This is a genomic window from Auraticoccus monumenti (assembly GCF_900101785.1).
Lineage (GTDB): Bacteria > Actinomycetota > Actinomycetes > Propionibacteriales > Propionibacteriaceae > Auraticoccus > Auraticoccus monumenti.
On sequence record NZ_LT629688.1, the window covers coordinates 1,596,360 to 1,620,762 of the forward strand.

Here is a 24,403-nt window from a genome sequence, read left to right on the forward strand (position 1 = left end):
TGATCGTGACCCAGTCATCGCCCTTCACCCAGGCCCGTCCCGAGCTGACCCGCCGCCGTTTCCTCGGCGCCGTCGGCATCGGCGCCTCGGCCCTGGCCGCCACCCCGCTGCTCAGCGGCTGCGCCACCGGTGAGGTCGTCCCGCAGCAGGCCCCGGTGGTCGACGACGCCGTGCTGCCGCGCTTCGTCCCCGTCGAGTACGCCACGCCCGACATCCCCTCGGTCAACGGGTCGATCCCCGGCTACACCAGCTGGCCCACCGAGGTCGTCCGGGCCGTGCCGACCCCGCCCGGGGACGGACGCACCATCAAGGCCATGACGCCGCTGTGGGGCACCATCCCCTCGGCCGACGGCAACCAGTACTACGAGGCCGTGAACGAGCTGATCGGCTCGAAGGTCGAGTTCCAGATCACCGACGGCAACGTCTACGGCGACAAGCTGGCCACCGTGCTGGCCTCGCCCCGCGACGTCCCGGACTGGGTCTCGGTCCCGGGGTGGAACTTCCCGCCGCGCTTCGGCTCCGAGATCGTCGGCAACGTCTTCGCCGACCTGACGCCCTTCCTGTCCGGTGACAAGGTGACGAAGTACCCGCACCTGGCCAACATCCCCACCGACTCGTGGAAGATGTGCGTCTTCAACGGCAAGCTCTACGGCCTGCCCTACCCCGACTCCATCGTCCGCGACGCGATCTTCTACCGCGACGACCTGATGGACGAGCTGGGCATCACCGTCTCGATCAGCTCCGCCGAGGACCTGCTGGAGCTGGCCCAGGAGGTCACCGACCCCTCTGCCAACCGCTGGGGCGCGGAGGACATGTGGAACGCCGCCGCCCAGATCTTCGGCGTGCCGCCGAAGTGGGCGATGGTCGACGGCACGCTGGTGAACCGGGTGGAGACCGAGGAGTACCGGGCCGCGCTGGACTGGACCACCCGTGTCTTCGCCTCCGGTGCCGTCCACCCCGACGCGGTGGCCGGGCAGACCGGTGAGGCCAAGCAGCGCTTCCAGGCCGGGCGCTCGCTGATCATGCCCGACGGCGTGGGCGGCTGGCACGAGGCGCTGCGGGACAACCTGGCGAACAACCCGACCTACTCCCAGACCCCGTTCCCGCCCTTCCCCGCCGACGGCGGGGAGATCGTCTACTGGAAGTCGCCCGGCGCGGGCATGTTCTCCTTCATCAAGAAGACCGACGACACGGCGATGATCGAGCAGATCCTGGCCGCCGCCGACGTCCTCGCCGCACCGTTCGGCACGCTGGAGTACCAGACCGTCAACTACGGCGTCGAGGGTGTGCACTGGGAGCGCGGCAGCAAGGGCACGCCGGAGCTGACCGACCTCGCGGCCAAGGAGCTGCAGCCGACCTACATCTTCCTGGCCGACCCGCCGGTGGTGGAGTCGAAGGTGCAGTACCCGGGCTACGTCGAGGCCATGACCGGCTGGATGGCCGAGGTCTCCGAGCACCTGCAGGAGCCGCCGTTCTACGGGATGCAGATCACCCCGCCGGCCCAGTACGCCTCGATCGACCAGCCGTTCACCGACCTCGAGGCCGACATCCCGCGGGGCCGCAAGACGCTGGCCGACCTGGACGAGGCCATCGAGACCTGGCGCTCGTCGGGCGGCGAGGAGCTGCGGGCCTTCCACCAGGACCTGCTGGACCAGCAGTGAGCACCCTCGACCAGGCCTCGGCGCGGGTGGCGCGCGCCGAGGCGGAGGAGCGGGAGGAGCGGCGGCGCGACGCGCGCGCCCCCGCCCCGCCACCGCAGGTGCGTCGTCGCACGCTGGCCACCCGCTGGCGCCGCGACCGGCCGCTGGTGCTGATGACGCTGCCCGCGGTGGTGCTGCTGGCGGTGTTCGCCTACGTGCCGATGCTGGGCAACATCGCGGCCTTCCAGCAGTACTCGCCCTACAGCGGGTTCCTGGCCAGCCCCTTCGTCGGCCTGCAGAACTTCGCCCGGATCTTCACCAACGCCGCCTTCATCAACTCGGTGGTGAACACCCTGACGATCACCGTGTTCCAGCTGGTGTTCTTCTTCCCGGTGCCGATCGTGCTGGCGCTGCTGCTCAACAGCGTCATCTCGCCCAAGGTGCGGGTGTTCGTGCAGTCGGTGGTGTACCTGCCGCACTTCTTCAGCTGGGTGCTGGTGGTGACGATCTTCCAGCAGATCCTCGGCGGGGCCGGCCTGGTGTCGCAGACGCTGCGGGCCAACGGGTACTCCGGCTTCGACCTGATGACCAACCCCGACACCTTCCTGGTGCTGATCACCCTGCAGTCGGTCTGGAAGGACGCCGGCTGGGGGATCATCATCTTCCTGGCCGCGCTGAGCACCGTCGACCCGGCGCTGCACGAGGCCGCGGCCTCCGACGGTGCCGGTCGCTGGCGGCGGATGTGGCACATCACCCTGCCCGCGCTGAAGCCGGTGGTCATCCTGCTGCTGATCCTGCGCCTGGGTGACTCGCTCACCGTCGGCTTCGAGCAGCTGATCCTGCAGCGCGAGGCGGTGGGCGCCGACGTCTCGGAGGTCGTCGACACCTTCGTCTACTACCAGGGCGTCGTCTACGGCGACTGGAGCTTCGCCGCCGCAGCAGGCCTGGCCAAGGGCGTGGTCAGCCTGGCCCTGGTCCTGGGAGCCAACAAGCTGGCCCACGTCCTCGGGGAGTCAGGGGTGTACCAACGATGACCACGTCCACCGGAGAGCAGACCGCCCCCGCGGCGGTCACCGCCACCGCGAAGACCGCCGGCGTCGGGCCGGGGTCACCACGCCGTCGCCGGCGCAACAGCCAGCGACCCGTCTGGGAGGAGCCGCCCAGCCCGCTCGGCCTCGGCCTCAAGGGGCTGGTGCTGGTCCTGGTGGTGCTGGCCGTGGCCTTCCCGCTCTACACCGTGGTGCTGACCAGCTTCTCCACCCAGGCGGAGACGCTGCGCACCGGTGGTCTGGTGGTGGTCCCCGGTGAGCTCACCGTGGAGGCCTACCGCCAGATCCTCGGCGGCGGCGTGGTCACCCGGGCGGCCGTGGTCAGCGTCGGCATCACCGCGGTCGGCACCGCCCTGTCCATGGTGGTCTCGGTGATGGCGGCCTACGGGCTGTCCCGACCGGGTTCGCTGCTGCACACCCCGCTGCTGTTCGTCTTCCTGGTCACCATGTTCTTCGGTGCCGGGCTGATCCCCACCTACCTGCTGGTCAGCGGGCTGGGGCTGATCGACAGCTACTGGGCGCTGATCCTCCCCGGGGCGGTGTCGGCGTTCAACATCCTCATCCTGCGCAACTTCTTCATGGGCATCGAGGGCGCGATCCTCGACGCGGCCAGGATCGACGGGGCCAGCGAGTGGCGGATCCTGCTCCAGGTGGTCATCCCGCTGTCCGGCGCGGTGCTGGCGGTGGTGGCGCTCTTCTACGGCGTCGGCTACTTCAACGCCTTCTTCAACGCCGTGCTGTACATCAACGACAACGCCAAGTGGCCGCTGCAGCTGGTGCTGCGCTCCTACGTGCTGCAGGGGGTGGCTCTCCCCGGCGGTGGTGACACCAGCGGTGCGGTCAGTGGGGCGGTGGCCGGGCTGCCGATCAAGATGGCCGTCGTGGTGCTGGCGGTGGTGCCCATCCTGATGGTCTACCCCTTCGTCCAGCGGCACTTCACCAAGGGAGTCATCTTCGGTGCCATCAAGGGTTGAGCCGGTGGGCCCGGACGGTCGGTTCGAGCAGCCGCACCTCCGGGCCCGTGGCCCCGGCCAGTTGGGCGGTCACCATGTCCACGGCGATCTCCCCGATCCGGGCGCCCGGGACCTCGATCCAGTCGCAGTCGACCGGGACCGAACCGACCAGGTCGGCCGGGCAGACCAGCACCAGGGCGACGTCCTCGCGGCCGGCCCGGCGCAGCGCCTCCACCACCCCGGGCACCGCCAGCTCGTTGTGCACCACCAGCGCGTCCAGCGCCGGCTCGCGCTCCAGCAGCTCGGTGACCGCCGAGATGCCCCCGCCGCGGCTGCCCTGGGCCGCCACGGCGAGCGCCGGGGCGTCCAACCGGGCCACCGCCTCGCCGTAGCCGCGCATCAGCCGCTCGGCGAAGGACGTCCGGCGGGCCAGCACGGTGGGCGCGGCCCCGATCAGGCCGATCCGACGACGACCGGCGGCGGCGAGGTGGGCCACCGCCTGGCGCCCCACGCTGACGAAGTCCAGGTCGACGCAGGCCAGCGGGCCGGGGTCGTCGGGCAGACCGATCAGCACCGCGGGCTGGCGCATCGCCCGGAGCTCGGGCAGCCGCGGGTCCTCGCGCTCGACGTCCATCACGATGGCGGCGTCGACCATCGAGCCCGACGCCACCCGGTCCAGGCTGTGGGGGTCGTCGTTGGTCAGCAGCAGGACGTCCAGGTCGTGGCTGCGGGCCCGGGTCACCACACCGGCCACGAACTGCAGGATCACGCTGACGTTGACGTCCACCCGCAGCGGGGCGACCAGCGCCAGCACGTGGGTGCGGCGCGAGGCCAGCGCCCGGGCACCCGCGTGCGGCCGGTAGCCCAGCCGGTCGACCGCGCTCTGGATCCGCTGGCGGGTGGCCTCGGAGATGGGGCGCTTCCCGCTGAGCGCGTAGGACACGGTGGACACCGACACCCCGGCCTCGCGGGCGACGTCGCCGATGGTGGCCTCGCCCGGACCGCTGGTCGTCACCGGCCAGACTCTAGTGGCGCGACGCCGCGGAAGGAGCACGACGATGACCGGTCCTGACGCTGCACCCACCTGGTTCGGGGCGGACTGGAACCCCGAGCAGTGGGACCGCGGCACCTGGCGCGAGGACGTCGAGCTGATGGTCCGGGCCGGGGTCAACCTGGCCACCGTGGGCGTCTTCAGCTGGTCCAGCCTCGAGCCGCGCCCCGGTGAGCTGACGCTGGACTGGCTGGTGGACGTCCTGGACCTGCTGCACGAGCACGGGATCACCGCCGACCTGGCCACCCCCACGGCCTCCCCGCCGCCCTGGCTGGGGGTGCGCTGGCCGGAGACCCGGTCGGTCACCGACACCGGCGTCCGGATGAGCCACGGCTCCCGCAACCACTTCTGCCCGTCCTCGCCGGTCTACCGGGAGCGGTGCCGCTGGATCGTGCAGGCCCTTCTCGACCGGTGTGCCGGCCACCCCGCGGTGGCGCTGTGGCACGTCGGGAACGAGTACGGCCAGACCTGCCACTGCGACCTCTGCGCCGCGGCCTTCCGCACCTGGCTGGCCGAGCGGTACGGCGACCTGGCGACGCTGAACCGCGCCTGGGGGACGGCGGTGTGGAGCCAGGGGTACGCCGGCTGGGACGAGGTGGTCCCGCCCCGGGCCGCCCCCTACGTGCACAACCCCGCCCAGCGGCTGGACTTCCGGCGCTGGGTCTCAGACGCCCAGCTGGAGCTCTACCTGGAGCAGCGGAGGCTGATCCGGGAGGTCGATCCGGTGACGCCGGTGACCACCAACTTCATGGGCTTCTTCCCCGGGATCGACTACCGCCGCTGGGCCCCGCACCTGGACGTGGTCAGCGACGACTCCTACCCCGACCCGGCCGACCCCGGCTCGGTCGTCGGCAGCGCGATGACCGCGGACCTGATGCGCGGGCTGGCCGGCGACCGGCCCTGGATGCTGATGGAGCAGGCCTGGAGCTCGGTCAGCTGGCGCGAGCACAACGTGGCCAAGACCCCGGCCCGGATGCGGCGCGAGGCCTTCCAGGCCCTGGCCCGCGGCGCGGTCGGGCTGTGCTGGTTCCAGTGGCGCCAGGCCGCCGACGGCCCGGAGCGGTTCCACTCCGCGCTGCTGCCCGCCACCGGACCCGACACCCGCTCCCACCGGGCCGTCCGCGAGCTGGGGGCGGAGGTGGCCCGGCTGGGACCGCTGGGCGGACGTCCGGTGGCCGAGGTCTGCCTGGTCCTCGACTGGCCGTCGTGGTGGGCCGGCACCGAGCGGGGGCTGCCCAGCACCCGGCTCGACCCGCTGGAGCAGCTCCGCCGCTGGTACGCCGCCTGCTGGGCCGCCGGGGTGACGGTCGACCTGCGCGGGGTCGAGGACGACCTGTCCGGCTACCGCGTGGTGCTGGCCCCCTCGGCCTTCCTGCTGGAACCGGCCGCGGCGGCGGGTCTCCGTGAGCGCGTCACCGCCGGGGCGCACCTGGTGCTCGGCCCGTTCAGCGGCGTGGTCGACGCCCGCAGCCGGATCCTGCCGCCCCCGCTGCCGGCCGGGCTGGCCGAGCTGCTGGGGGCCCGGGTGGAGGAGTGGCTCCCGCTGCCGGAGCCGGTGGCACTGCGTCCCGGACCGGACGCCGACCTGGCCGGCGGCACCGCCACCACCTGGGCGGAGTGGCTCAGCACCGACGGTGCGGAGGTGTGGCTGACCTTCGAGGGCGGCCCCGCCGACGGCGGCCCCGCCCTGGTCAGCCGCGCCTCCGGAGCCGGCCGGATCAGCTACCTGGCCTGCGTCCCCGACGAGGACCTGCTCTCCCGGTGGCTGCTCGGCTGCCTGCGCACCGCCGGGGTGGCGGTGGCCGAGGACCACCCCGAGGGCGTGGAGGTGGTCCGCCGCGGCGAGCACCTGGTCGTCGTCAACCACGCCCCCGGGCCCCGCCTGCTCCCGCTCGCCCGACCCGCCACCGACCGCCTGACCGGACGACGCCACGAGGGCGTCGTCCCGCTGGACCCCGACGCCGTGTGCGTCCTGATCGAGGAGGACTCGTGAGATTCACCGACGGCTACTGGCAGCTCCTGCCCGGGGTCAGCGTGCTGCGGCCCAGGCTCGTGGAGCAGGTGGACCAGGGTCCCGGCCGGCTGGTGCTGCACTGCCCGACGGCCCCCATCCGGCACCGCGGGGACACCCTCAACCGCCCGGTCGTCACGGTCACCGTCGACTCCCCGGCCGAGGACGTGATCGGGGTCCGGATCGAGCACCACACCGGACGCCGGCCCCGACGCCCCTCCTTCGAGATCAGCACCGACACCGACGTCGACGTCCGGGTCACCGAGGACGAGGAGACCGTCACCCTCACCTCCGGCGGGCTCAGCGCCCGGTTCCGGCGCGACGCCTGGGGCTGTGACTTCCTGGCCGGGGACCGGGTGCTGACCAGCTCCACACCCCGCAGCATCGGGGTGGTCACCGACGGCGAGGGACGCTCCTTCGTGCACGAGCAGCTCGGCCTCGGCGTCGGCGAGCACGTGTTCGGGCTGGGGGAGCGGTTCGGCGCCTTCGTCCGCAACGGGCAGTCGGTCGACACCTGGAACGCCGACGGCGGGACGTCCTCGGACCAGTCCTACAAGAACGTCCCCTTCTACCTCTCCGACCGCGGCTACGGCGTCTTCGTCGCCCACCCCGAGCGGGTCAGCTTCGAGGTCGGCACCGAGGTGGTCTCACGGACCCAGTTCTCCGTCGAGGGCCAGCACCTGCAGTACTACGTCATCCACGGACCGACGCCGGCGGAGATCCTCAAGCGCTACACCGCGCTGACCGGGCGCCCGGCCACCGTCCCGGACTGGTCCTACGGGCTGTGGCTGTCGACCTCCTTCACCACCGAGTACGACGAGGCGACCGTCACCTCCTTCATCGACGGCATGGCCGAGCGCGACCTGCCGCTCAGCGTCTTCCACTTCGACTGCTTCTGGATGCGTCAGTTCCACTGGTGCGACTTCGTCTGGGACCCGGCGACGTTCCCCGACCCGGCCGGCATGCTGGGCCGGCTGCGCGAGAAGGGGCTGCGCATCTCCGCCTGGATCAACCCCTACATCGCCCAGCGCTCGGAGCTCTTCGCCGAGGGGGCCGAGAACGGCTACCTGCTGCGCACCACCGAGGGCGACGTCTGGCAGTGGGACATGTGGCAGGCCGGGATGGGCCTGGTCGACTTCACCAACCCCGACGCCGTTGAGTGGTACACCTCCAAGCTCAAGACGCTGCTGGACCAGGGGGTCGACGCCTTCAAGACCGACTTCGGCGAGCGGATCCCCACCGAGGGTGTCCGCTGGCACGACGGCTCGGACCCGCAGCGGATGCACAACTGGTACGCCCAGCTGTACAACAAGGCGGTCCACGAGCTGCTGGCCACGCAGCGGGGGGCCGACCAGGCCGTGCTCTTCGCCCGCTCGGCCACCGCCGGCGGCCAGGCCTACCCGGTGCACTGGGGCGGGGACTGCGAGTCCACCTTCGTCTCGATGGCGGAGTCGCTGCGCGGCGGGCTCTCGCTGGGGCTCTCGGGCTTCGGCTACTGGTCCCACGACATCGGCGGCTTCGAGGGCACCCCGGACCCTGCCGTGTTCAAGCGCTGGGTGGCCTTCGGGCTGCTCTCCTCGCACTCCCGGCTGCACGGCTCCAGCTCCTACCGGGTGCCCTGGGCCTTCGACGAGGAGGCGGTGGAGGTCACCCGACTCTTCACCCGGCTCAAGATGTCGCTGATGCCCTACCTCTCCCGGGTGGGTCGCGAGGCGCACGAGGAGGGGCTGCCGATGATGCGGGCGATGGTGCTGCAGTACCCGCACGACCGCTCCGCCGTCACCGTCGACACCCAGTACATGCTGGGTGACGACCTGCTGGTGGCACCGGTCTTCGACCTTGAGGGATGGGCCGACTACTACCTCCCCGACGGCACCTGGACGCACCTGCTGACCGGGGAGCAGCGGCAGGGGCCTGGGTGGCACCGCGAGCGGTACCCGATGGACTCGCTGCCGGTCTTCGTCCGCCCGGGGGCCGTGCTGCCCCGCGGTGCCGTCCAGGACCGGCCGGACTACGGCCACCACGACGGCGTGACCCTGGAGGTGCGCGAGCTGGCCGACGGTCAGAGCACCACCGTGACCGTGCCGGTCGGGGACCAGCAGGCCCGCTGGGTGGTCTCGCGCTCCGGGGACACGCTGACCGCCTCGGCGGAGGGCACCGACCGTCCCTGGCGGCTGGTGCTGGTGGGGGCCGGTGGGGCGCCGTCGGCCGGGGTCAGTGCCTCGGGGGCGACGTCGGTCACCCTCCGGCAGCCGGCTGGCTGAGGTGCGAAGGGGCCCCACGTCGATCCAGCCGGTCTGAGTGGGTGCCGGTCGGAGGGGTACCTGAGGTCGAGGCCCGAGACCGTCCGGGCCAACGACAGGAGTCACAGATGCCCAACACCGTTTCACGCGCTCTGCACGACGTCGGCCTGTCCGCCTGGTTCGGCGGGACCCTGGCCAACGCGGTCGGTCTCAACCGGGCCGCCGGCGCGGCCGACAGCCCCGAGGCCGTCGGCCGGGTGGCCAACGCCGGCTGGGACGCCTGGACGCCGGTCAACGCGGCCGCCATCGGCGCCCACCTGGTCGGCTCGGTCGGCCAGCTCGTCGGCAACAAGGAGCGGGTCGCCGCCCAGCAGGGGGTGGGCACCATGTCGGTGGTCAAGACGGTGCTGACCGTCGCCGCCCTCGGCGTCACCGCCTACAGCCGCGTCCTCGGCGCCAAGGTCTCCAAGGACCAGGCCCCGCCGGCCGAGTCCGGCACGGACCCGTCGATCGGGACCTCCGACGAGGTCGCCGGCGCGCAGAGCCAGCTCAAGGCCCTGCAGTGGGTCATCCCGGCCCTGACCGGCACCCTGGTCGTGCTGAGCAGCTTCGCGGGCGAGCAGCAGCGTCCCGAGGCCGTCGCCGAGGGCGTGCGTCGTCGCGCCTTCTCGCGTCGCAGCAGCTGATACCGTCGCGGCCCCGACCCTGCGTACCGCAGCAGGTCGGGGCCGTCGTCGCACCCGGCCCCCGGGCCGCCGCACCGCCCGGCCGTCGAAGGAGACACCCGTGACCGATCCCGTCCACCCGACGTCGACGGGACCCGGGGCCCAGGACGTCCTCGCGCAACGCGTCCGCGACCTGGTCCCGGCCGGCCGGGAGGTCCGGGAGGTGCGCATGTTCGGCGGGCTGTCGTTCATGGTGGACGAGCGGATGGCGGTGGCGGCGGGTCGCGACGGCAGCCTCCTGGTGCGCACCGACGCCGGTCGCCACGAGGAGCTGCTCGGCCGCGGCGCCCAGCCCGCGACCATGGGGCCGGACCGGCCGATGGGCCGTGGGTGGCTCACCGTACCTGCACCGCTGGTCGACGACGACCGCGAGCTCGGGTTCTGGATCCAGGTGGGCATCGACTCCCGCGACGCCCCCGCCAGCCCCTGACCGGGCCTCCTCAGACGTCGAAGACGAGGACGCGCTCCGCGTGGTCGCCGATCATCCCCGCCACCACCTGGTGGTGGGGATGCGGCAGGTAGGCGTCGCGGGCGGACGCGTCCTTGAAGGTGATCACGAACCCGTAGTCGTACCCGTCCTCCTTGCCCTCGGGGCTGGAGGAGCGGCCCTCGACCAGGCTGACGATGCCGGGGACGGACCTGCCCAGCTCTCGCAGGGCGGGTCCGACTCTGGCGTCGGCCGTTTCGTGCCCGTTCTTCCAGGCGACGAGCACGACGTGGGTGATCTGGGTCATGCAGCGATGCTACGGACCTGGTGCCGCCGGGGCGACGCCGCCCACCCCGGGTGGTCGGCGTCCTCCCGGCAGCGGTCAGGCCACGGTGATGACGGTCTTGCCGCGGAGGCGGCCGGCGGCCGCGTCGGCGTGGACCCCGGCCAGCTGGTCCAGCGGCCGGCGGTCGACGACGCGCAGCGTCACCCGACCGGCGTCGACACGCTCGACGAGGTCGGCCAGGTGGGCACCGTTCGGGGTCACCCAGACGTCCGCCGTCCGCACCGAGCGGGCCTCGTCGGCGGGCACCGCCCCGGCAGAGCTGACGGCGATGCCGCCGTCAGCCACGTAGGACGTCAGCCGGGCGAGCTCCTCCGGCGCCAGGCGGACGTGGTTGACCACCACGTCGAACGGGCCACCGACAGCGGCCGGGCCCGCGTCGAGGTCGAGCGGGTCGACCACCTCCGTCGCGCCGTGCTCACGCAGCCGCCCCGCGTGCTGCGGTCCGTCGACCGCGGTCACGGTGGCCCCGGCGTCGGAGGCCAGCTGCACGACCAGGCTGCCGACGGCGCCGCCGGCACCGTTGACCAGCACCGTCTGCCCTGCTTCCACGCAGGCCAGCTCGATCGTGGCCTGCCGGGCCGCCAGCCCCGCCAGCGGCAGCGCCGCGGCGTCGGCCAGCGGGACCGTGCGTGGTGCGGCGGCCACCAGGTCGGCGGCGATCACCGCGTACTCCGCGGCGCCACCGTGCTCGTCGAGGGGGAACATGCCGACGACGTCGTCGCCCACAGCGATCCCCTGGACACCCTCGCCCAGACCCACCACGGTCCCGGACAGGTCGAGGCCGGGGGTGATGGGCAGGGGCGTCGGGATCATCCCCGCGAGCACGCCGAGCCTGATGTGGTCGTCGACCGGGTTGAACGAGGTGGCGGCGACCTGGACCAGGACCTGACCGGGTCCGGGCGTGGGGGTGTCCACCTCCTCCTCGCGCAGCACCTCGGTGCCGCCGAACTGGTGGTAGCGGATGGCCTTCACGGTTCCTCCTCGTGGGTGCTGCTCGTGGTGCCTGCGGGTGCCGCAGGACCGCTGCCGCGACGTCTGGCTCCTGTCGGGGCGGCTCTCGGTCGCCGGCGCCGCGCACAAGCGCACTTGCCTAGGCAACTGAGCCGAGCATGTCTGAGTTGCCTAGGCAAGTCAAACCGGGCTCCCCGGTGGTAAGGTCACCGCCCATGACCACCCCGCCCCGATGGCTCGACGAGGACCAGCAGGCGACGTGGCAGGACCTGCTCACCGTCGTCATCGCCCTGCCGTCCCTGCTGGACCGTCAGCTGGAGCGTGACGCCGGCATGTCCAACTTCGAGTACAGCGTCCTCGCGCGCCTGTCCATGGCCGAGGACCACACGATGCGGCTGAGCGAGCTGGCGGCGCAGTGCAACAGCACCCAGCCCCGGCTGTCGAAGGTGATGGTGCGCTTCGAGGAGCGCGGGTGGGTCACGCGGCGCCCCGACGCGCAGAACGGGCGGTTCACGCTGGCCACGCTGACCGGGACGGGCCTGCACGAGGTCGTGCAGAGTGCTCCCGGCCACGCCGAACGCGTCCGGCAGCTGGTGTTCGACCCGCTCAGCAGCGCCCAGCAGCGCAGCCTGGGTGTGGCCCTCGCCCGGGTCGCCGCCACCGTCCGGCAGGAGCTAGGGAGCGCCGGCCCCGAGGCGGGCGCCCCGCGCGGCTGAACGACCCGGGTCCGGGGGTCAGGAGCGGTCCCGACCGGCGTGTCCGCCACCAGACCGCCGCCGTGATGACGGCGAGGGCGCCGGTGGGCACCAGCAGCAGCGCGTCCCCGCCGGTCGACCGCTCCTGCAGGGAGGGGAAGTCGGAGTGCATGAGGGTGTCGAAGAGGAAGAGCAGGGTGTTGTTCAGGGCGTGCACGGCGACCGCGACCTCCAGCCCGCCGGTGCGCCAGGTGATGATGGCGAAGCTCACGGCCGGAGCGAGGTAGTAGAGGTTGCGCCACGGGTCGGAGGACAGGTGGAGGCCCACGAACACCACGCTGGAGACCAGGACACCGACCACCAGTCCCGCTCGTGGCCCCCGGCTCCAGCTCCCGGCCACCCGGAAGACCAGTCCGCGCAGCCCGTACTCCTCACCCGCCGACTGCAGCGGGGTCAGGATGATGGTGAGGGCGAACATCGTCACGAGATCGGCAGGGGACCAGGGCACCTGGTCAGGCACCGCCGTGCTCGTCACCACCACGAGGACCCAGAGGGGGGTGACGAGGACGACCGCCCGCCCGAGCACCTCGAACCGGAACCGCGAGGAGACCGAGTGCAGGGAGGCAGCCGGCACCCGGTAGAGCCAGCGGTGGATGATCGCGCTCCAGGGCACGAGCAGGGCCAGCGACAGCATGTTCCCGGCCTGGTACACCGGCGTGACGTCGGTACCGCCCCACGTCGGGTTGGTCCGGCCCAGCTGCTGGTCGACCAGGGCCGCGCCCTGGGAGACGAGGAAGCCGAGGACGAGCATCCCTCCCAGGAGCAGCAGGATCGCGAGGACACCGCGGCCGATGCGGCGCTCGTCCCCGGCCAGCACCCGGTGGAACTCCACGCCAGGTGGGACCGGGAGCGACTCGCGGCGGTGCGGAGAGCCTGCTGCCGGTGACGGCGCAGGAGGCGTGGGGTGGTGGTCCATGACCGGAGCTCTTCCCTCGTGGGTGCAGGTGTGTGGGTGCCGGCCCGAGCCGGTGACCGCAGTCCAGACCCTGTTCCCCGGACGAGGTCAAGCCGAGGAGCTTGGGCGTCCCTGCGGTTGCGACGAAGGTCGTAGCGGAAGTGCCCACCTGCGTCCGATGTGGTGCCGGCGCAGACGCAGCAGGCTGGGAGCGCCGGAGGTGGTGCTCAGCGGACGTACGTCCCGACACCCCGGGCCGAGGAGCTTCCGATGCGTGATCACCCGGTCGTCCCCAGGGCGATAGGTCCCGGTCAGCGGCTGCTGCGGAGCGCCCTCGTCGTCCTCGCGGCGCTCGCCACGCTGACGACCCTGGCCGCGTGCCGCGGGGCGACCGAGACCACGCCGCTGCCCGCGACGCGACCAGCGGGCGCGAGGTCGGAGCAGGTCGACGTCGAGGCGTGGCTGAACGGGGTGCTGCCCCGGGGCCCTGGACCGGGAGCCGGAGCTGTCGGCTTGACCCTGTTCCAGGAGCATGGTCTGGAGTGGTGACCGGCCGCGGGACGCACGCCCCGGTCGTCCTCACAGCGATCACGGAGCCACGACGCATGCCGATCATCCGCAGACCCCTCGAGATCATCCGCGACGACCTCCGGCCCTTCCTGGTCCTCAACGCCATCGCCTTCGGGCTGTTCCTGGTCGGCTTCGTGCTCGGCCTGGTCTACCCCGGGCTGGTGCAGGCGCAGTCGGTGGACTTCGAGGCGTCCGGGCAGACGGACCTGGTGCTCGAGGTGTTCAAGAACCCGTGGCTGTTCGGCCTCGTGATCTTCGCGGTCAACACCTTCACGGTCGGCGCGGCGATGATCGTGCTGCCCTCGATGGTCGTCCCCTTCCTGGGCATCCCCCTGTTCGCCTGGAAGGCCGTGAACATCGGCATGGCCATCGCCCCGACCAGCCCCACCCTCTGGGTGGGGTTCATCCCCCACTCGCTCACGCTGGTCGTCGAGTTCGAGGCCTACGTGCTGCTGATGCTCGGTGCCTGGATCCTCGGACGTTCCTGGCTGCGCCCGGCGACCACCGGCGCCGCCAGCCGCAGACAGGGCTACCTCCGCGGTCTGCAGCGTCTGGGCTGGCTGGGTCTCGCCGCGCTGGTGCTGCTCGTCGTGGGTGCCGTCTGGGAGGCGTGGTCGCTCACCCAGCTGTTCCCGTGGCTGGTCCACGTGCTGCTGTGACCGCCGCCCGCGACAACCGTGTCAACATCCTTGCGCATTGTGGCATTGCTGCCACTGGAGCGGCTGGGACGCGCGCCCGAGACTGAGAGGGAACCGCCGTCCCGGCGCCCCACGGCCCGAGGACCCACGATGAGGAGCACCCCCATGACCGATCCGATGAAGGCCGTCGTGCTGACCCGTTTCGGAGGGGTCGACGCCTTCGAGCTGCGCGACGTCCCCGTACCGCAGGTCGGACCCCGCCAGGTGCGGGTGCGGATCCACGCGACCGCCGTCAACCCGCTCGACGTCCAGATCCGTCGCGGGGACTACCCGGACCAGGTGCCGCTCCCGGCGATCACCGGGCACGACGTCTCGGGCGTGGTGGAGGAAATCGGGTCCCACGTGAGGGAGTTCCGCGTCGGCGACGCCGTGTACTACACCCCCCGGATCTTCGGCGGCCCCGGCTCCTACGCCGAGCAGCACGTCGTCGACGTCGACCTCGTCGGCCGGAAGCCGGAGAACCTCAGTCACCTGGAGGCCGCCAGCCTGACCCTCGTCGGCGGGACGGTCTGGGAGGCGCTGGTGACGCGGGCGCAGCTCACCGTGGGGGAGACGATCCTCGTCCACGGCGGCTCCGGCGGTGTCGGCACGATCGCGATCCAGGTCGCGAGGGCGATCGGCGCACGGGTGATCACCACCGCGCGAGCCGGCGAGCACGAGCTGGTGCGCTCCCTGGGGGCGGACGAGGCGATCGACTACAGCTCCGCGGACTACGTCGACGCGGTGGATGCGATGACCCACGGCAAGGGGGTCGACGTCGTCCTCGACACGATCGGCGGCGACGCGCTCACCCGGAGCCCGCTGACGCTGGCCGACTCCGGACGCGTCGTCAGCGTCGTGGACATCGCGCAGCCGCAGAACCTCATCGAGGCGTGGGGCAGGAACGCCGCCTACCACTTCGTCTTCACCCGGCAGAACCGGGGGAAGCTGGACGCCCTCACCGCGCTGGTCGAGCGCGGGCTCGTGAAGCCGGTCCTCGGCGCCACCCTCCCGCTCGCCCGGGTGGGCGAGGCGCACGAGCTGCTGGAGAACAGGCGCTCCTACGCACTGCGCGGCAAGATCGCGATCGACGTGGCGGGGGAGACCGTCGCGCTGCCCCTCCGTGCCGCGTAGCGGGAGGCTCCGGAGCCAGTCCGAGCACCACCAGACGATCCAGCCGACGGAGGCCGAAGGCATGACCGCTTACATCGTGTTCCAGCGAGAGACCACCCAGGACCAGCAGGCCCTCGACCGGTACTCCGCACGCGCCGACGCCACCTTCGCCGGCCACGACGTGCAGGTCCTCGTCGACTACGGCAGGCACGACGTGCTCGAGGGACCCCCGGTCGAGGGCGTCGTCGTCCTGAGGTTCCCGGACGCGGCGGCGGCCAGGGGCTGGTACCTCAGCGAGCAGTACCAGGAGGTGGTGCAGGACCGCCTCCAGGGAGCGAGCTACCGGGCCGTGCTCGTGGACGGGGTGGACGCCGGAGCCTGATCGAGCCCCGGGCTGACGGCGGTGGTCAGCTCCGCCCGGAGAAGGTGGCGCGGTACTCCGAGGGTGACACCCCCAGGAGCCGGCGGAAGTGCAGCCGCAGGTTCGACCCGGTTCCCAGGCCGACCTGCTCCGCGACGCGGTCCACCGACAGTCGGGTGCCCTCCAGCAGCTCGCGGGCGGTGTCGACCCGTGCCCGGAGGATCCACTGCAGCGGGGTGCTGCCGGTCTCCTCGGCGAAGCGGCGCAGGAAGGTGCGGGGCGACATCTGCGCGTGCGCGGCGAGCCCGGCGATCGTGAGCGGCTCGTCCAGCCGCGTCAGCGCCCACTCGCGCGTCGCGGCGAGGGTCTCCCCGTGGGTCGCCGAGCTGGTCCTCGGCAGGTACTGGGCCTGGCCCCCGCTCCGGTAGGGCGCGGTGACGAGCCCTCGTGCGATCTCGTTCGCCGCACCCACGCCGAGGTCGCGCCGGACGATGTGCAGGCACAGGTCGAGACCCGCAGCGGCACCGGCGGAGGTGAGGACGGACCCCTCGTCGACGAAGAGCACGTTCGGCTCCACCGTGATCTGCGGGTGCCGCTGCGCGAGCAGCTCCGCCGCGTCCCAGTGCGTCGTCGCCCGCAGACCGTCCAGCAGGCCGGCTTCCGCGAGGGCGAAGGCGCCGTAGCAGATCGAGGCGATGCGTGCCCCGCGGGTTGCGGCGTCCCGGAGCGCGTCGCGCACCGCCACCGGTACCGGCCGACCCGCCGGGGCGTAGCCCGGGACGACGACCGTGTCCGCCTCGGCGAGCGCGTCCAGACCTCGTGGGACCGCGTAGCCGAAGGACCCGTGGGACGGCACCGTCCCGGCGCTGACCCCGCAGGCCGACACCACGTAGGGGAACCCCGTCTCCGGGTGGAACACCTCCGAGGGGATCCCGACGTCCAGCGGGAGCGCCCCGTCGAGCACGAGGACCACCACCCGGTGCGGTCGCTGCATCACCCGCCTCCGATCCGGTCTCGTGCCGACCCGTCGTCAGCATGCTCGCACGTGCGGGCACCTCGGCCGGCAGCACCGGATCACGTCTGGTCCTGCTCGCCGGGCAGGCGGGCGTCACGTCCGGGAGTCACCCGACCTCGACCGACGTCGCTCGAATGGCGCCAGGCCTGCGCCGCCATCAGGATGATGCACCCGGTGAGCGCGGCGATGACGACGGCATCGGTGGCCTGCCCGGAGCGGAGGACGCCGGCGACCACGAGCAGGGAGACGGCGAACGCACCGACGCACAGGCCGACGTACAGCCGGTTCTGCACGCGCGCCCGGAGCGGTGGGTGGGCGGCGGTGCGGGCGTCCAGGAACAGGGCGATCATCAGCACCGGGACGACCTGCAGGGCGATCTCGTACAGAGCCATCAGGGGGGTCCTCGATCTGGTCGGGTGGGGACGGACGTCGGTCCTCACCGATCCAAGGGGGTGTTCCGGCCACAGGGTCAACCGTCGGGGTGCCCGCCGCCCCGGGAGTTGACCCTGTGCCGACGACACGGTGTCCGATGGGATCTCCAGACCCGAGGAGATGACCTGATGACCGTCGACGGCGCCACCCGCTCCCCCCACGACGCGTCCGCCCCCGACCCCGGCTCCCGCGCCCGGGTCGCCCGCCCCGGCTGGCCGGAGATCGCCGTCGGGGTGATCGCCCTGGTGGCGGCCGGGGCGGTCCTCCCGCTGGCTCGTCCGCTCACGGCGGAGATGGATCCCGTGGCCTACGGGCTCGTGCTGACCGCCTGGTCCGGGGTGGTGGGGCTGGTCGGCTTCACCGCGGCTGCGCTGGTCAGGATCCGCTCCTGGGCCGCGTTCAGCGTTCGCCGCACGACGTGGCGCTGGATGGCGATCGGGCTGGCGGGTGGCGTGGTCGCCTTCCTGCTCAAGGGCGTCCTCAACACGGTCGTCGTCACCGTGGCGGGATCCGACGCCGCCGACCCGCAGTCGGGCTACTACGGCGCGGCGGGTGGTGGTGTGCTGCCCCTGGTGCTGACCGTGCTCTTCCTCTCCGTGCTCACCCCGCTCGGTGAGGAGCTCTTCTTCCGCGGCGTGATCACCAACGCCCTGCTCCGCTACGGGGCGGTCGTCGGCGTCCTGTCCAGCTCGGTCGTCTTCGCCCTGTTCCACGGCATCAACCTCGCCCTCCCCTCCGCGCTCGTGGTGGGGATCGTGGCCGCCGAGGTGATGCGCCGCAGCGGGTCGATCTGGCCCGCCGTGCTGGTCCACGTGATCAACAACCTGGGCCTGCCGCTGCTGGTGCTGATCAGTGGTGCGACCGGTCCGGCGTGAACGGGGTCCTCACGGCTCTGAGGCGGGCGGGATCCGTGCTCCCGCTGAACCGGAGGAGCCCTCCGCCTGATGCGTAGCCTGGACCTGCTCACCACCAGGCCCGACACCGTTCGCACCGTGGTCTCGCAGGAGATCCGGTGACACCACCAGGAGAGGACAGGGACGCAGATGCTGGCATGGACGACGACCCCCGGCGCGCCAGGGGGACTCACGCTCCGAGAGGTCCCCGACCCGGTCCCGCTCCACCACGAGCTGGTGGTGCGCGTCGAGGCGTTCGCTCCCAACCCCGGTGATCTCGCGATGGCGCCGACCCTGCCCGCGGGGTCGGTCCCCGGGTGGGACGGGAGCGGTGTGGTGCTCGCCGCAGCCGCCGACGGCCAGGGGCCCGGGGTGGGGGAGCGGGTCCTGTTCCTCGGTCTCGCCGGCGGGTGGGCGCAGCACCGGACGGTGCCGCACACGATGACCGCCGCGGCACCCGACGACGTGGCGTGGGAGCGCCTCGCCACGCTGCCGGTCCCGGCCACGAGCGCGCTGCGTGCCCTGCGGCGGCTCGGCTCGGTCCTGGGACGCCGCGTCCTGGTCGTGGGGGCGACCAGCGCGGTCGGCAGGATGGCCGTGCAGCTGGCGGCGCGGTCAGGGGCCGAGGTGGTGGCGGTGGCGCGGGACGAGCAGCAGCACGAGGCCCTCCGCGGGCTCGGGGCACGCGAGACCCACGCCTCCCTGGCCGGGGTCGGCGCCCGCGTCCACGGTGCGATCGACATCGTCGGCGGACACCACCTCGTCGACGCCTACGCCCTGCTCGAGCCCGGCGGGACGGTCATCGCCCTGGGGCACGCAGCCGGCGCGGACGAGCACTTCCCCTACGGGGCCTTCGTCGCCGACCCCACGACGGCCGACCGCTCGATCACGAGCTTCTTCCTCGGCACCGAACCCGGCCTGGCCGTCGAGATGGGGTACCTGGCGGCGGACCGGACGCTGGACGTCGGCGCCATCGACCTCCGGCCCTGGGCCGAGCTCCCGAGCTGGATCGAGGCAGCGGACCGACGACCAGCGGGACGGGTCGTCTTCCGGGTGGACCACACCGACCGTCCCTGACCGACCCGCGGGACTCGTCGTGGTGCGGGTCCGGACCGGGGGCGGGGGCTTGACCCTGTGGTCGGAACACGCCCTTCCCTGGGTGGAGGGACCCGCACCACCAGGGACGAGGTCGACGCCAGGAGGGGTGACATGACCCACGACACGCACGACAGCTCATCGCACGGGTCGACCGGACGCGATCTGCCCGAACGGCCCGGCTGGCTCGAGATCGTCGTCGGCCTGGGGGTGGCGGCTCTGGTGACGGGCGCACTCGTCCTCGTGGCCCCGGCCCTCCCGACCGACCCCGTGCTCCACGGGCTGACCCTGGCGGTGTGGTCCGTGGCCGTCGCCTTCCTGGGGTTCGGTGCCGCCGTGGTCGTCCGGATCCGGTCGCTGCGCCCCTTCGGGGTCCGCCGGACCACGTGGCGATGGGTCCTCGTCGGACTCGGGGTGGGAGTCGCCGCCTTCCTCCTCAAGGGTGTCGTCAACCTCGCGATCACCTCACTCACCGGCTTCGGCGAGGACGCTCAGGTCCCCTCCCAGGACGCCGCCAACGGCGGCGCGCTGGCGCTGGTGACCACCTTCGTGATGCTGTCCTTCCTGGTGCCCCTGGGCGAGGAGCTGCTGTTCCGCGGGGTCCTGATGCGCGGCCTGCTGCGCTACGGCGCCGTGGTGGCGGTCCTCGGCAGCTCCGTCGTCTTCGCGCTGTTCCACGGCTTCAACCTGGCCCTCCCGACCGCGTTGGTCGTCGGCATCGCCGCCGCGGAGGTGGCTCGACGTTCCGGGTCGATCTGGCCGGCGGTCGTGGTCCACGTCGTCAACAACCTCGGGCTCCCGCTCTTCGTCCTGCTGCTGGGTCTCGGCGGGGCGGTGTGAGCCGGTAGCAGGCGGCGAGGTCCCGAACCTGTTCCGGACCGGGCTCCACCCAGGTGTCCACGCCGTGGTCGGCACCGCAGCCCGACTGCTAGGACATCCGCCCGCGGATGCGCGTCTCGATGCCGTCGAGGATGGTGTCGAGTCCGAACGCCAGGGCGTGCGCGGGGTTCTGCGCGGCGTCGAACGCCGACCCGACAGCACTGCCGACCCGTGCGGCCACGACGAGGTCGTCGTCGGTCATCACCTGCTCCAGGACGGGGGCGACGACCCCCCACCAGTCGGCGTCGGACATGCCCGACTCGTCCCGCGTGCTGGCCGAGCCCCGTCGCGCGCGAGCCGTCGCGTCGACCAGGCTCAGGATCAGGGTGAGGGCGGCGTCCATCTCGACGTCGGTGAGCCCGATGCCGTCGAGGGGGCGCAGCTCGGTCTCGTACTTGCGGCTCACGTGCGGCCCGACCGTCAGCCGGGACGGACGCAGGTCGAGCAACCACGGGTGGCGGGCGTACAGGTCCCAGTTGCGCTCGGCGATGAACCTCACCGCATCCCGCCAGTCGCCGACGCGGACCGCAGCCTCGACGTCGTCGTCGTAGAGCTCGGCGTAGACCGCGTCGAGCATCAGCGCGGTGAGGTCGTCCTTGCCGGGCACGTGCGCGTAGAGCGACATCGTGCCCACGCCGAGCCGTTCGGCGACCTTGCGCATCGAGGCCGCGTCGAGCCCGTCGGCGTCAGCCACCTCGATGCCCGCCGCGACGATCGCCGAGAGGGAGAGGCCGGACCTGCCCGGGTTCGGGTGGTGCCCCCACAGCAGGTAGATGCTGCGGACCAGGTCGGGTGCCGGTGAACGTCCAGCCACGGTCGACGAGTCCTCCTGCGCGATCGGCGCGATGCCGTCCTTGCGATACGCCGCAGCGTACCGTACGGTGCCGACGTACGCTGTACGATACGGCGTATCGATTGAGGGGGAGCGCGAGTGGGCAGAGACGGGGACGACGTCGCTATCGAGGCGCGAGGAGTGCGCAAGAGGTACGCCTCGGCGGGGGCCGGTGAGCCGGCTGCGCTGGAGGGGTTCGAGCTGACGGTGGCCCGGGGCAGCGTCCACGGGCTCCTCGGGCCCAACGGGGCTGGCAAGACGACCGCGGTGCGCATCATGACGACGCTGCTCGACCCGGACGAGGGCGAGGTGCGGGTCGCGGGCCACGACGTGGTCCGCGAGGGTCGCCAGGTCCGCCGGCGGATCGGGCTCGTCGGTCAGCACGCCGCCGTCGACGAGGAGCTGTCCGGCGTGCAGAACCTGATCATGTTCGGTCGGCTCAGCAGGCTGTCGACCCGTGAGGCCCGCCGCCGGGCCTCCGAGCTGCTGGAACGGTTCGGGCTGGCCGAGACCGGGTCGAAGCGGGTCAGCGCGTACTCGGGCGGCATGCGCAGGCGGCTCGACCTCTCCGTCGCCCTCGTCGTGGACCCGCAGATCCTCTTCGTCGACGAACCCACGACCGGTCTGGACCCAGCGGGCCGTCGTGACGTCTGGGACGCGATCCGCACCCTCGTGCGTGGCGGCACCACGGTCCTGCTGACGACGCAGTACATGGAGGAGGCCGACCAGCTCGCCGATCACATCTCGATGCTCGCCCACGGACGCGTCGTCGCAGGCGGGACCCCGGCGGAGCTGAAGGCACGGGTGGGCGACGACTGGATCGAGCTCGTGCCCCGCCGGGCGGCCGACGCCGCTCGGGTCGCCGAGGTCGTCGCCCCCTGGGCCAGCGGCAGCATCCACGCCGCGGACGGCCGGGTGCAGGTCCCGGTCGTCGACCGCACCGGCTCGCTCCTCGCGACCGCGGCCGCGCTCAGGGACTCCGGCATCGAGGTCGAGGACATCTCGATCCGCACCCCCACCCTCGACGAGGTGTTCCTCCAGCTCACCGGGTCGACCGCCGCCGACCCGCTCACCGACGAGACCGCGAGGAGCCACCCATGACCAGCCCCACGAGCACCCTGGACCGCCCGACCGACCAGCTCCGCCGGCTGCTGGCCGACACCTGGACGATCACCCTCCGCGACGTCACGCACTGGCGCAACCGGCCCGGGCTGATGGCCTTCGGCTGGTTGTTCCCCGTGCTCATGATGGCCGTCTTCATCGGCCTCCTCGGCGGTGCGCTCGGGATGGCCACCGGGGGTTCCTACCTCGACTTCGTGATGCCGGGCATCTTCGCCATGACCATGTTCTTCGGGCTCGAGGGAACCATGATGGCCGTCTCGGCCGACGCCTCGAGGGGCGTCACCGACCGGTTCCGGTCCCTGCCCATCAGCGGGCTGGCCGTCGTCGCCGGGCGGTGCGTGGCCGACATGGTCAGCTCCGTCGTCGGTCTCGCCGTCACCGTGCTCGCCGGGCTGGGGTTCGGGTGGCGCCCGGACGCCTCGGTGACCGCGGTCCTCGCCGCCCTGGTCGTCCTGCTGCTGCTCCGGTTCGCCATGCTCTGGGTCGGCATCTTCGTGGGGCTGCGCGTCAGGAGCCACGAGGGCGTCACGGCCGTCCAGGTCCTGGTCTGGCCGCTGCTGTTCCTGTCGAGCGTCTTCGTCGACACCAGCACGATGCCCCGGTGGCTGGGCACCATCGCCGACGCCAACCCGCTGTCCGCCACGGCGACAGCGGTCCGCCAGCTCCTCGGCGGTGTCGGGCCGGGTGGCCGGTCCTGGTTCACCGAGAACGCCGTGCTCCTGGCCCTCGCCTGCCCTGCCGTCCTCGTCGCGGTCTTCCTCCCGCTCTCGGCACTCGGCTACCGCCACCTCCGCCGATGACGTCCCGAGCGTCCGGGGAACCGGTGATCCCTTTGTCCCGCAACCCGGGGGAGACGAGGTGAGCGGCGAACGGACCTACCCGGTGCTGCCCTGCGCCGACCTGGACGACGCGCTCGCGTTCTACAGCGCGCTCGGCTTCGTCGTCAGCTTCCAGCGGCGCCGCCCCAACCCCTGCGCCGTGGTGGAGCTGGACGACATCGCGATCCACCTGTTCGCCATGGCCGGCTTCGACCCAGGGTCCTCCTACGGCAGCGCGATCATCACCGTCGCCGAACCCGGGGCGCGCCACGAGGCCTTCAGGGCCGGACTGCGGGAGAGGTACGGCAAGGTCCCGGTCAAGGGCATCCCGCGGCTGCTCCCGCCGCGTCGCAAGGCCGGCACCGCGACCGGGTTCTCCGTCGTGGACGTCGGCGGCAACTGGCTCCGCTTCTACCGGGACGGATCCTCCGACGACGACACCGCAGGACGGCGATCGGGCCTCGGCCGGGCGATCGACGTCGCCGCCCGGCAGGGCGACGCGCGCGGGGACGACGCCCAGGCGATCGCGGTCCTGGACGCCGGGCTCCTCCGGCACCCCGACGCGCCGCGGATCGAGGTGTTCGAGGCGCTGCTCTACCGCGCGGACCTCAGGGTGCGGACGGGAGTAGACGCGGCTCCCGACCTGGCCGCCGCGAGCGCGCTCCTCGCCGAGCACCGGCTCGGCGCGGAGGCCGAGCGGGCGCTGAAGCGGGCGGTCGAGACGGTACCCGTGGCAGAGCAGCAGCACCGGACCGGCAGGTCCGACGACGACGAGCGTCCCGGGTGAGGGTGGAGGACGGCCTCACCCGCCGGCGAGGGCGGCGACGGCGTAGGCGGTGGCGTCCTGGGGGAGGGCGGCCTTGACGGCGCGGGTCCAGTCGTCGACGAGGACCTCCGTCGTCCCTGCCTCGATGCCGTCGAGGAGGGCGTTGGCGACGTCGGCAGCGGGGATCTTGTGGCCGTCGTAGTGGGCGGAGAAGTCGGTGTCGACCGCCCCGATGTGGACCGCGGAGACCAGGGTGCCCTGGTCGGCGAGCTCGAGGCGGATGCCGTTGGTCATGGCCCACGCGGCGGCCTTGGAGATGTGGTAGCCCGACATCCCGGGGATCGTGAACCAGCTCATCGCCGACAGCACGTTCGAGATCGCGCCACCGCCGTTGGCGCGCAGCGCGGGCGCGAAGGCGCGGACGACGGACAGGGTGCCCCACAGGTGCGTGTCGAGCTCCCGCCGCAGCGGCTCCAGGTCACCGGCGGTGACCGCTCCGGGCAGGGCGATCCCCGCGTTGTTGACCAGCAGCGTGACGTCCGGGGCGGCGGCGGCTGCTGCGAGGACCTGGTCGTCGTCGGTGATGTCGAGCCTCAGCGGCACGACGCCCGGGACGTCGACCAGCTCGGGCCGTCGTGCGGCGGCGTAGACCTTCGTGGCGCCGCGAGCGAGGAGCTCCTCGACGACCGCGCGGCCGATGCCGCGGTTGGCGCCCGTCACGAGCGCGGTGGATCCGGTGACCTTCATGGTGGAGCTCCTTGGTGTGCGAGGTGTCGGTGGGGGA

At 72.5% G+C, this 24,403-nt stretch carries 26 protein-coding genes; 18 read left to right on the forward strand and 8 right to left on the reverse strand.

Annotated features, from left to right (window positions below; genetic code table 11):
• Positions 1 to 5: 5 nt before the first annotated feature.
• The 3 genes from BLT52_RS07340 to BLT52_RS07350 are packed head-to-tail and all read left to right on the forward strand — an operon-like array spanning position 6 to position 3,663.
• Entirely contained in the window at positions 6 to 1,661 is a 1,656-nt protein-coding gene (locus tag BLT52_RS07340) for an extracellular solute-binding protein (RefSeq protein WP_197679243.1), read from the forward strand.
• Positions 1,658 to 2,674 (forward strand): ABC transporter permease, encoded by a 1,017-nt coding sequence (locus BLT52_RS07345; protein ID WP_231946545.1) that lies wholly within the window; start codon positions 1,658 to 1,660, stop codon positions 2,672 to 2,674. Before BLT52_RS07340 ends, BLT52_RS07345 begins: the two co-directional genes overlap by 4 nt.
• Positions 2,671 to 3,663 (forward strand): carbohydrate ABC transporter permease, encoded by a 993-nt coding sequence (locus BLT52_RS07350; protein ID WP_090592005.1) that lies wholly within the window; start codon positions 2,671 to 2,673, stop codon positions 3,661 to 3,663. The genes BLT52_RS07345 and BLT52_RS07350 overlap by 4 nt, the downstream gene beginning before the upstream one ends.
• Here the strand turns inward: BLT52_RS07350 and BLT52_RS07355 are convergent.
• Positions 3,653 to 4,657, reverse strand: a complete 1,005-nt coding sequence (locus BLT52_RS07355) for a LacI family DNA-binding transcriptional regulator (protein ID WP_090592007.1) — start codon at positions 4,655 to 4,657, stop codon at positions 3,653 to 3,655. The genes BLT52_RS07350 and BLT52_RS07355 overlap by 11 nt on opposite strands.
• Before the next feature lie 43 nt (positions 4,658 to 4,700).
• Between BLT52_RS07355 and BLT52_RS07360 the strand changes: the two genes are divergently transcribed.
• The 4 genes from BLT52_RS07360 (at position 4,701) to BLT52_RS07375 (ending at position 10,102) form a co-directional block, all read left to right on the forward strand.
• On the forward strand, positions 4,701 to 6,686 hold the full coding sequence (locus tag BLT52_RS07360) for a beta-galactosidase (protein ID WP_090592009.1): 1,986 nt from the start codon (positions 4,701 to 4,703) through the stop codon (positions 6,684 to 6,686).
• Positions 6,683 to 8,968, forward strand: coding sequence for an alpha-xylosidase (yicI, locus tag BLT52_RS07365; protein ID WP_090592011.1), 2,286 nt, complete (start codon positions 6,683 to 6,685; stop codon positions 8,966 to 8,968). The genes BLT52_RS07360 and yicI overlap by 4 nt, the downstream gene beginning before the upstream one ends.
• Positions 8,969 to 9,075: 107 nt before the next feature.
• Positions 9,076 to 9,633, forward strand: coding sequence for a hypothetical protein (locus BLT52_RS07370; protein WP_090592013.1), 558 nt, complete (start codon positions 9,076 to 9,078; stop codon positions 9,631 to 9,633).
• 100 nt (positions 9,634 to 9,733) lie between these two features.
• Positions 9,734 to 10,102: a TfoX/Sxy family protein gene (locus BLT52_RS07375; RefSeq protein WP_231946546.1), complete on the forward strand. Its 369-nt coding sequence runs from the start codon at positions 9,734 to 9,736 to the stop codon at positions 10,100 to 10,102.
• 10 nt (positions 10,103 to 10,112) lie between these two features.
• Here the strand turns inward: BLT52_RS07375 and BLT52_RS07380 are convergent, their stop codons facing one another.
• Entirely contained in the window at positions 10,113 to 10,406 is a 294-nt protein-coding gene (locus BLT52_RS07380) for a Dabb family protein (protein WP_090592015.1), read from the reverse strand.
• 75 nt (positions 10,407 to 10,481) lie between these two features.
• A complete protein-coding gene (locus tag BLT52_RS07385; RefSeq protein ID WP_090592017.1) occupies positions 10,482 to 11,417 on the reverse strand; it encodes an NADP-dependent oxidoreductase in 936 nt (311 codons plus the stop codon).
• Positions 11,418 to 11,611: 194 nt separating this feature from the next.
• Here BLT52_RS07385 and BLT52_RS07390 point away from each other — a divergent pair, with 194 nt between their 5' ends.
• The gene (locus tag BLT52_RS07390; RefSeq protein WP_090592019.1) at positions 11,612 to 12,112 is read left to right on the forward strand and encodes a MarR family winged helix-turn-helix transcriptional regulator; all 501 of its coding nucleotides are present in this window, start codon (positions 11,612 to 11,614) and stop codon (positions 12,110 to 12,112) included.
• On the opposite strand, the gene BLT52_RS07395 is transcribed toward BLT52_RS07390, so the two are convergent.
• Positions 12,003 to 12,983 carry a CPBP family intramembrane glutamic endopeptidase gene (locus tag BLT52_RS07395; RefSeq protein ID WP_197679244.1) on the reverse strand — a complete coding sequence of 327 codons (981 nt, stop codon included), beginning with the start codon at positions 12,981 to 12,983 and terminating at the stop codon, positions 12,003 to 12,005. The genes BLT52_RS07390 and BLT52_RS07395 overlap by 110 nt on opposite strands.
• Before the next feature lie 333 nt (positions 12,984 to 13,316).
• Between BLT52_RS07395 and BLT52_RS07400 the strand changes: the two genes are divergently transcribed.
• The 4 genes from BLT52_RS07400 to BLT52_RS07415 all read left to right on the forward strand — a co-directional run bounded on the left by BLT52_RS07400 (position 13,317) and on the right by BLT52_RS07415 (position 15,788).
• Entirely contained in the window at positions 13,317 to 13,595 is a 279-nt protein-coding gene (locus BLT52_RS07400) for a hypothetical protein (RefSeq protein ID WP_090592023.1), read from the forward strand.
• Between the two features lie 56 nt (positions 13,596 to 13,651).
• Entirely contained in the window at positions 13,652 to 14,275 is a 624-nt protein-coding gene (locus BLT52_RS07405) for a stage II sporulation protein M (protein ID WP_090596439.1), read from the forward strand.
• A 144-nt stretch (positions 14,276 to 14,419) separates the two neighbouring features.
• Entirely contained in the window at positions 14,420 to 15,427 is a 1,008-nt protein-coding gene (locus tag BLT52_RS07410) for a zinc-dependent alcohol dehydrogenase family protein (RefSeq protein WP_090592024.1), read from the forward strand.
• A gap of 61 nt (positions 15,428 to 15,488) precedes the next feature.
• Positions 15,489 to 15,788, forward strand: a complete 300-nt coding sequence (locus BLT52_RS07415) for a DUF1330 domain-containing protein (protein WP_090596441.1) — start codon at positions 15,489 to 15,491, stop codon at positions 15,786 to 15,788.
• A 25-nt stretch (positions 15,789 to 15,813) separates the two neighbouring features.
• On the opposite strand, the gene BLT52_RS07420 is transcribed toward BLT52_RS07415, so the two are convergent.
• A complete protein-coding gene (locus BLT52_RS07420) occupies positions 15,814 to 16,761 on the reverse strand; it encodes a GlxA family transcriptional regulator (protein ID WP_090592027.1) in 948 nt (315 codons plus the stop codon).
• Positions 16,762 to 16,841: 80 nt separating this feature from the next.
• Positions 16,842 to 17,174, reverse strand: a complete 333-nt coding sequence (locus BLT52_RS07425) for a hypothetical protein (RefSeq protein WP_090592028.1) — start codon at positions 17,172 to 17,174, stop codon at positions 16,842 to 16,844.
• 168 nt (positions 17,175 to 17,342) lie between these two features.
• Between BLT52_RS07425 and BLT52_RS07430 the strand changes: the two genes are divergently transcribed.
• The 3 genes from BLT52_RS07430 to BLT52_RS07440 all read left to right on the forward strand — a co-directional run bounded on the left by BLT52_RS07430 (position 17,343) and on the right by BLT52_RS07440 (position 20,042).
• The gene (locus tag BLT52_RS07430; RefSeq protein WP_090592031.1) at positions 17,343 to 18,089 is read left to right on the forward strand and encodes a CPBP family intramembrane glutamic endopeptidase; all 747 of its coding nucleotides are present in this window, start codon (positions 17,343 to 17,345) and stop codon (positions 18,087 to 18,089) included.
• 168 nt (positions 18,090 to 18,257) lie between these two features.
• A complete protein-coding gene (locus BLT52_RS07435) occupies positions 18,258 to 19,184 on the forward strand; it encodes a zinc-binding dehydrogenase (RefSeq protein WP_090592033.1) in 927 nt (308 codons plus the stop codon).
• A gap of 132 nt (positions 19,185 to 19,316) precedes the next feature.
• Entirely contained in the window at positions 19,317 to 20,042 is a 726-nt protein-coding gene (locus BLT52_RS07440; protein ID WP_090592035.1) for a CPBP family intramembrane glutamic endopeptidase, read from the forward strand.
• An 88-nt stretch (positions 20,043 to 20,130) separates the two neighbouring features.
• Here the strand turns inward: BLT52_RS07440 and BLT52_RS07445 are convergent, their stop codons facing one another.
• Positions 20,131 to 20,895: a TetR/AcrR family transcriptional regulator gene (locus tag BLT52_RS07445; protein ID WP_090592038.1), complete on the reverse strand. Its 765-nt coding sequence runs from the start codon at positions 20,893 to 20,895 to the stop codon at positions 20,131 to 20,133.
• Between the two features lie 159 nt (positions 20,896 to 21,054).
• Between BLT52_RS07445 and BLT52_RS07450 the strand changes: the two genes are divergently transcribed.
• Genes BLT52_RS07450 through BLT52_RS07460 form a run of 3 tightly spaced genes read left to right on the forward strand, consistent with a single transcriptional unit; the run spans position 21,055 to position 23,640 of the window.
• Positions 21,055 to 22,014: an ATP-binding cassette domain-containing protein gene (locus tag BLT52_RS07450; RefSeq protein WP_231946547.1), complete on the forward strand. Its 960-nt coding sequence runs from the start codon at positions 21,055 to 21,057 to the stop codon at positions 22,012 to 22,014.
• Positions 22,011 to 22,835 (forward strand): ABC transporter permease, encoded by an 825-nt coding sequence (locus tag BLT52_RS07455; protein WP_090592042.1) that lies wholly within the window; start codon positions 22,011 to 22,013, stop codon positions 22,833 to 22,835. The genes BLT52_RS07450 and BLT52_RS07455 overlap by 4 nt, the downstream gene beginning before the upstream one ends.
• A 58-nt stretch (positions 22,836 to 22,893) precedes the next feature.
• Positions 22,894 to 23,640 (forward strand): VOC family protein, encoded by a 747-nt coding sequence (locus BLT52_RS07460; RefSeq protein ID WP_090592043.1) that lies wholly within the window; start codon positions 22,894 to 22,896, stop codon positions 23,638 to 23,640.
• A 15-nt stretch (positions 23,641 to 23,655) separates the two neighbouring features.
• Here BLT52_RS07460 and BLT52_RS07465 read toward each other — a convergent pair whose 3' ends face one another.
• Positions 23,656 to 24,366, reverse strand: a complete 711-nt coding sequence (locus tag BLT52_RS07465) for an SDR family oxidoreductase (RefSeq protein WP_090592045.1) — start codon at positions 24,364 to 24,366, stop codon at positions 23,656 to 23,658.
• Between the last annotated feature and the right edge of the window lie 37 nt (positions 24,367 to 24,403).

What these genes read in the sequence shown, in the direction of transcription:
- BLT52_RS07350 (WP_090592005.1), top strand. Translation starts at nt 2,671, where the DNA reads ATGACCACGTCCACCGGAGAGCAGACCGCCCCCGCGGCGGTCACCGCC.
- BLT52_RS07360 (WP_090592009.1), top strand. Translation starts at nt 4,701, where the DNA reads ATGACCGGTCCTGACGCTGCACCCACCTGGTTCGGGGCGGACTGGAAC.
- BLT52_RS07370 (WP_090592013.1), top strand. Translation starts at nt 9,076, where the DNA reads ATGCCCAACACCGTTTCACGCGCTCTGCACGACGTCGGCCTGTCCGCC.
- BLT52_RS07380 (WP_090592015.1), bottom strand. Translation starts at nt 10,406, where the DNA reads ATGACCCAGATCACCCACGTCGTGCTCGTCGCCTGGAAGAACGGGCAC.
- BLT52_RS07390 (WP_090592019.1), top strand. Translation starts at nt 11,612, where the DNA reads ATGACCACCCCGCCCCGATGGCTCGACGAGGACCAGCAGGCGACGTGG.
- BLT52_RS07400 (WP_090592023.1), top strand. Translation starts at nt 13,317, where the DNA reads ATGCGTGATCACCCGGTCGTCCCCAGGGCGATAGGTCCCGGTCAGCGG.
- BLT52_RS07405 (WP_090596439.1), top strand. Translation starts at nt 13,652, where the DNA reads ATGCCGATCATCCGCAGACCCCTCGAGATCATCCGCGACGACCTCCGG.
- BLT52_RS07410 (WP_090592024.1), top strand. Translation starts at nt 14,420, where the DNA reads ATGACCGATCCGATGAAGGCCGTCGTGCTGACCCGTTTCGGAGGGGTC.
- BLT52_RS07415 (WP_090596441.1), top strand. Translation starts at nt 15,489, where the DNA reads ATGACCGCTTACATCGTGTTCCAGCGAGAGACCACCCAGGACCAGCAG.
- BLT52_RS07420 (WP_090592027.1), bottom strand. Translation starts at nt 16,761, where the DNA reads ATGCAGCGACCGCACCGGGTGGTGGTCCTCGTGCTCGACGGGGCGCTC.
- BLT52_RS07425 (WP_090592028.1), bottom strand. Translation starts at nt 17,174, where the DNA reads ATGGCTCTGTACGAGATCGCCCTGCAGGTCGTCCCGGTGCTGATGATC.
- BLT52_RS07430 (WP_090592031.1), top strand. Translation starts at nt 17,343, where the DNA reads ATGACCGTCGACGGCGCCACCCGCTCCCCCCACGACGCGTCCGCCCCC.
- BLT52_RS07435 (WP_090592033.1), top strand. Translation starts at nt 18,258, where the DNA reads ATGCTGGCATGGACGACGACCCCCGGCGCGCCAGGGGGACTCACGCTC.
- BLT52_RS07440 (WP_090592035.1), top strand. Translation starts at nt 19,317, where the DNA reads ATGACCCACGACACGCACGACAGCTCATCGCACGGGTCGACCGGACGC.
- BLT52_RS07455 (WP_090592042.1), top strand. Translation starts at nt 22,011, where the DNA reads ATGACCAGCCCCACGAGCACCCTGGACCGCCCGACCGACCAGCTCCGC.
- BLT52_RS07465 (WP_090592045.1), bottom strand. Translation starts at nt 24,366, where the DNA reads ATGAAGGTCACCGGATCCACCGCGCTCGTGACGGGCGCCAACCGCGGC.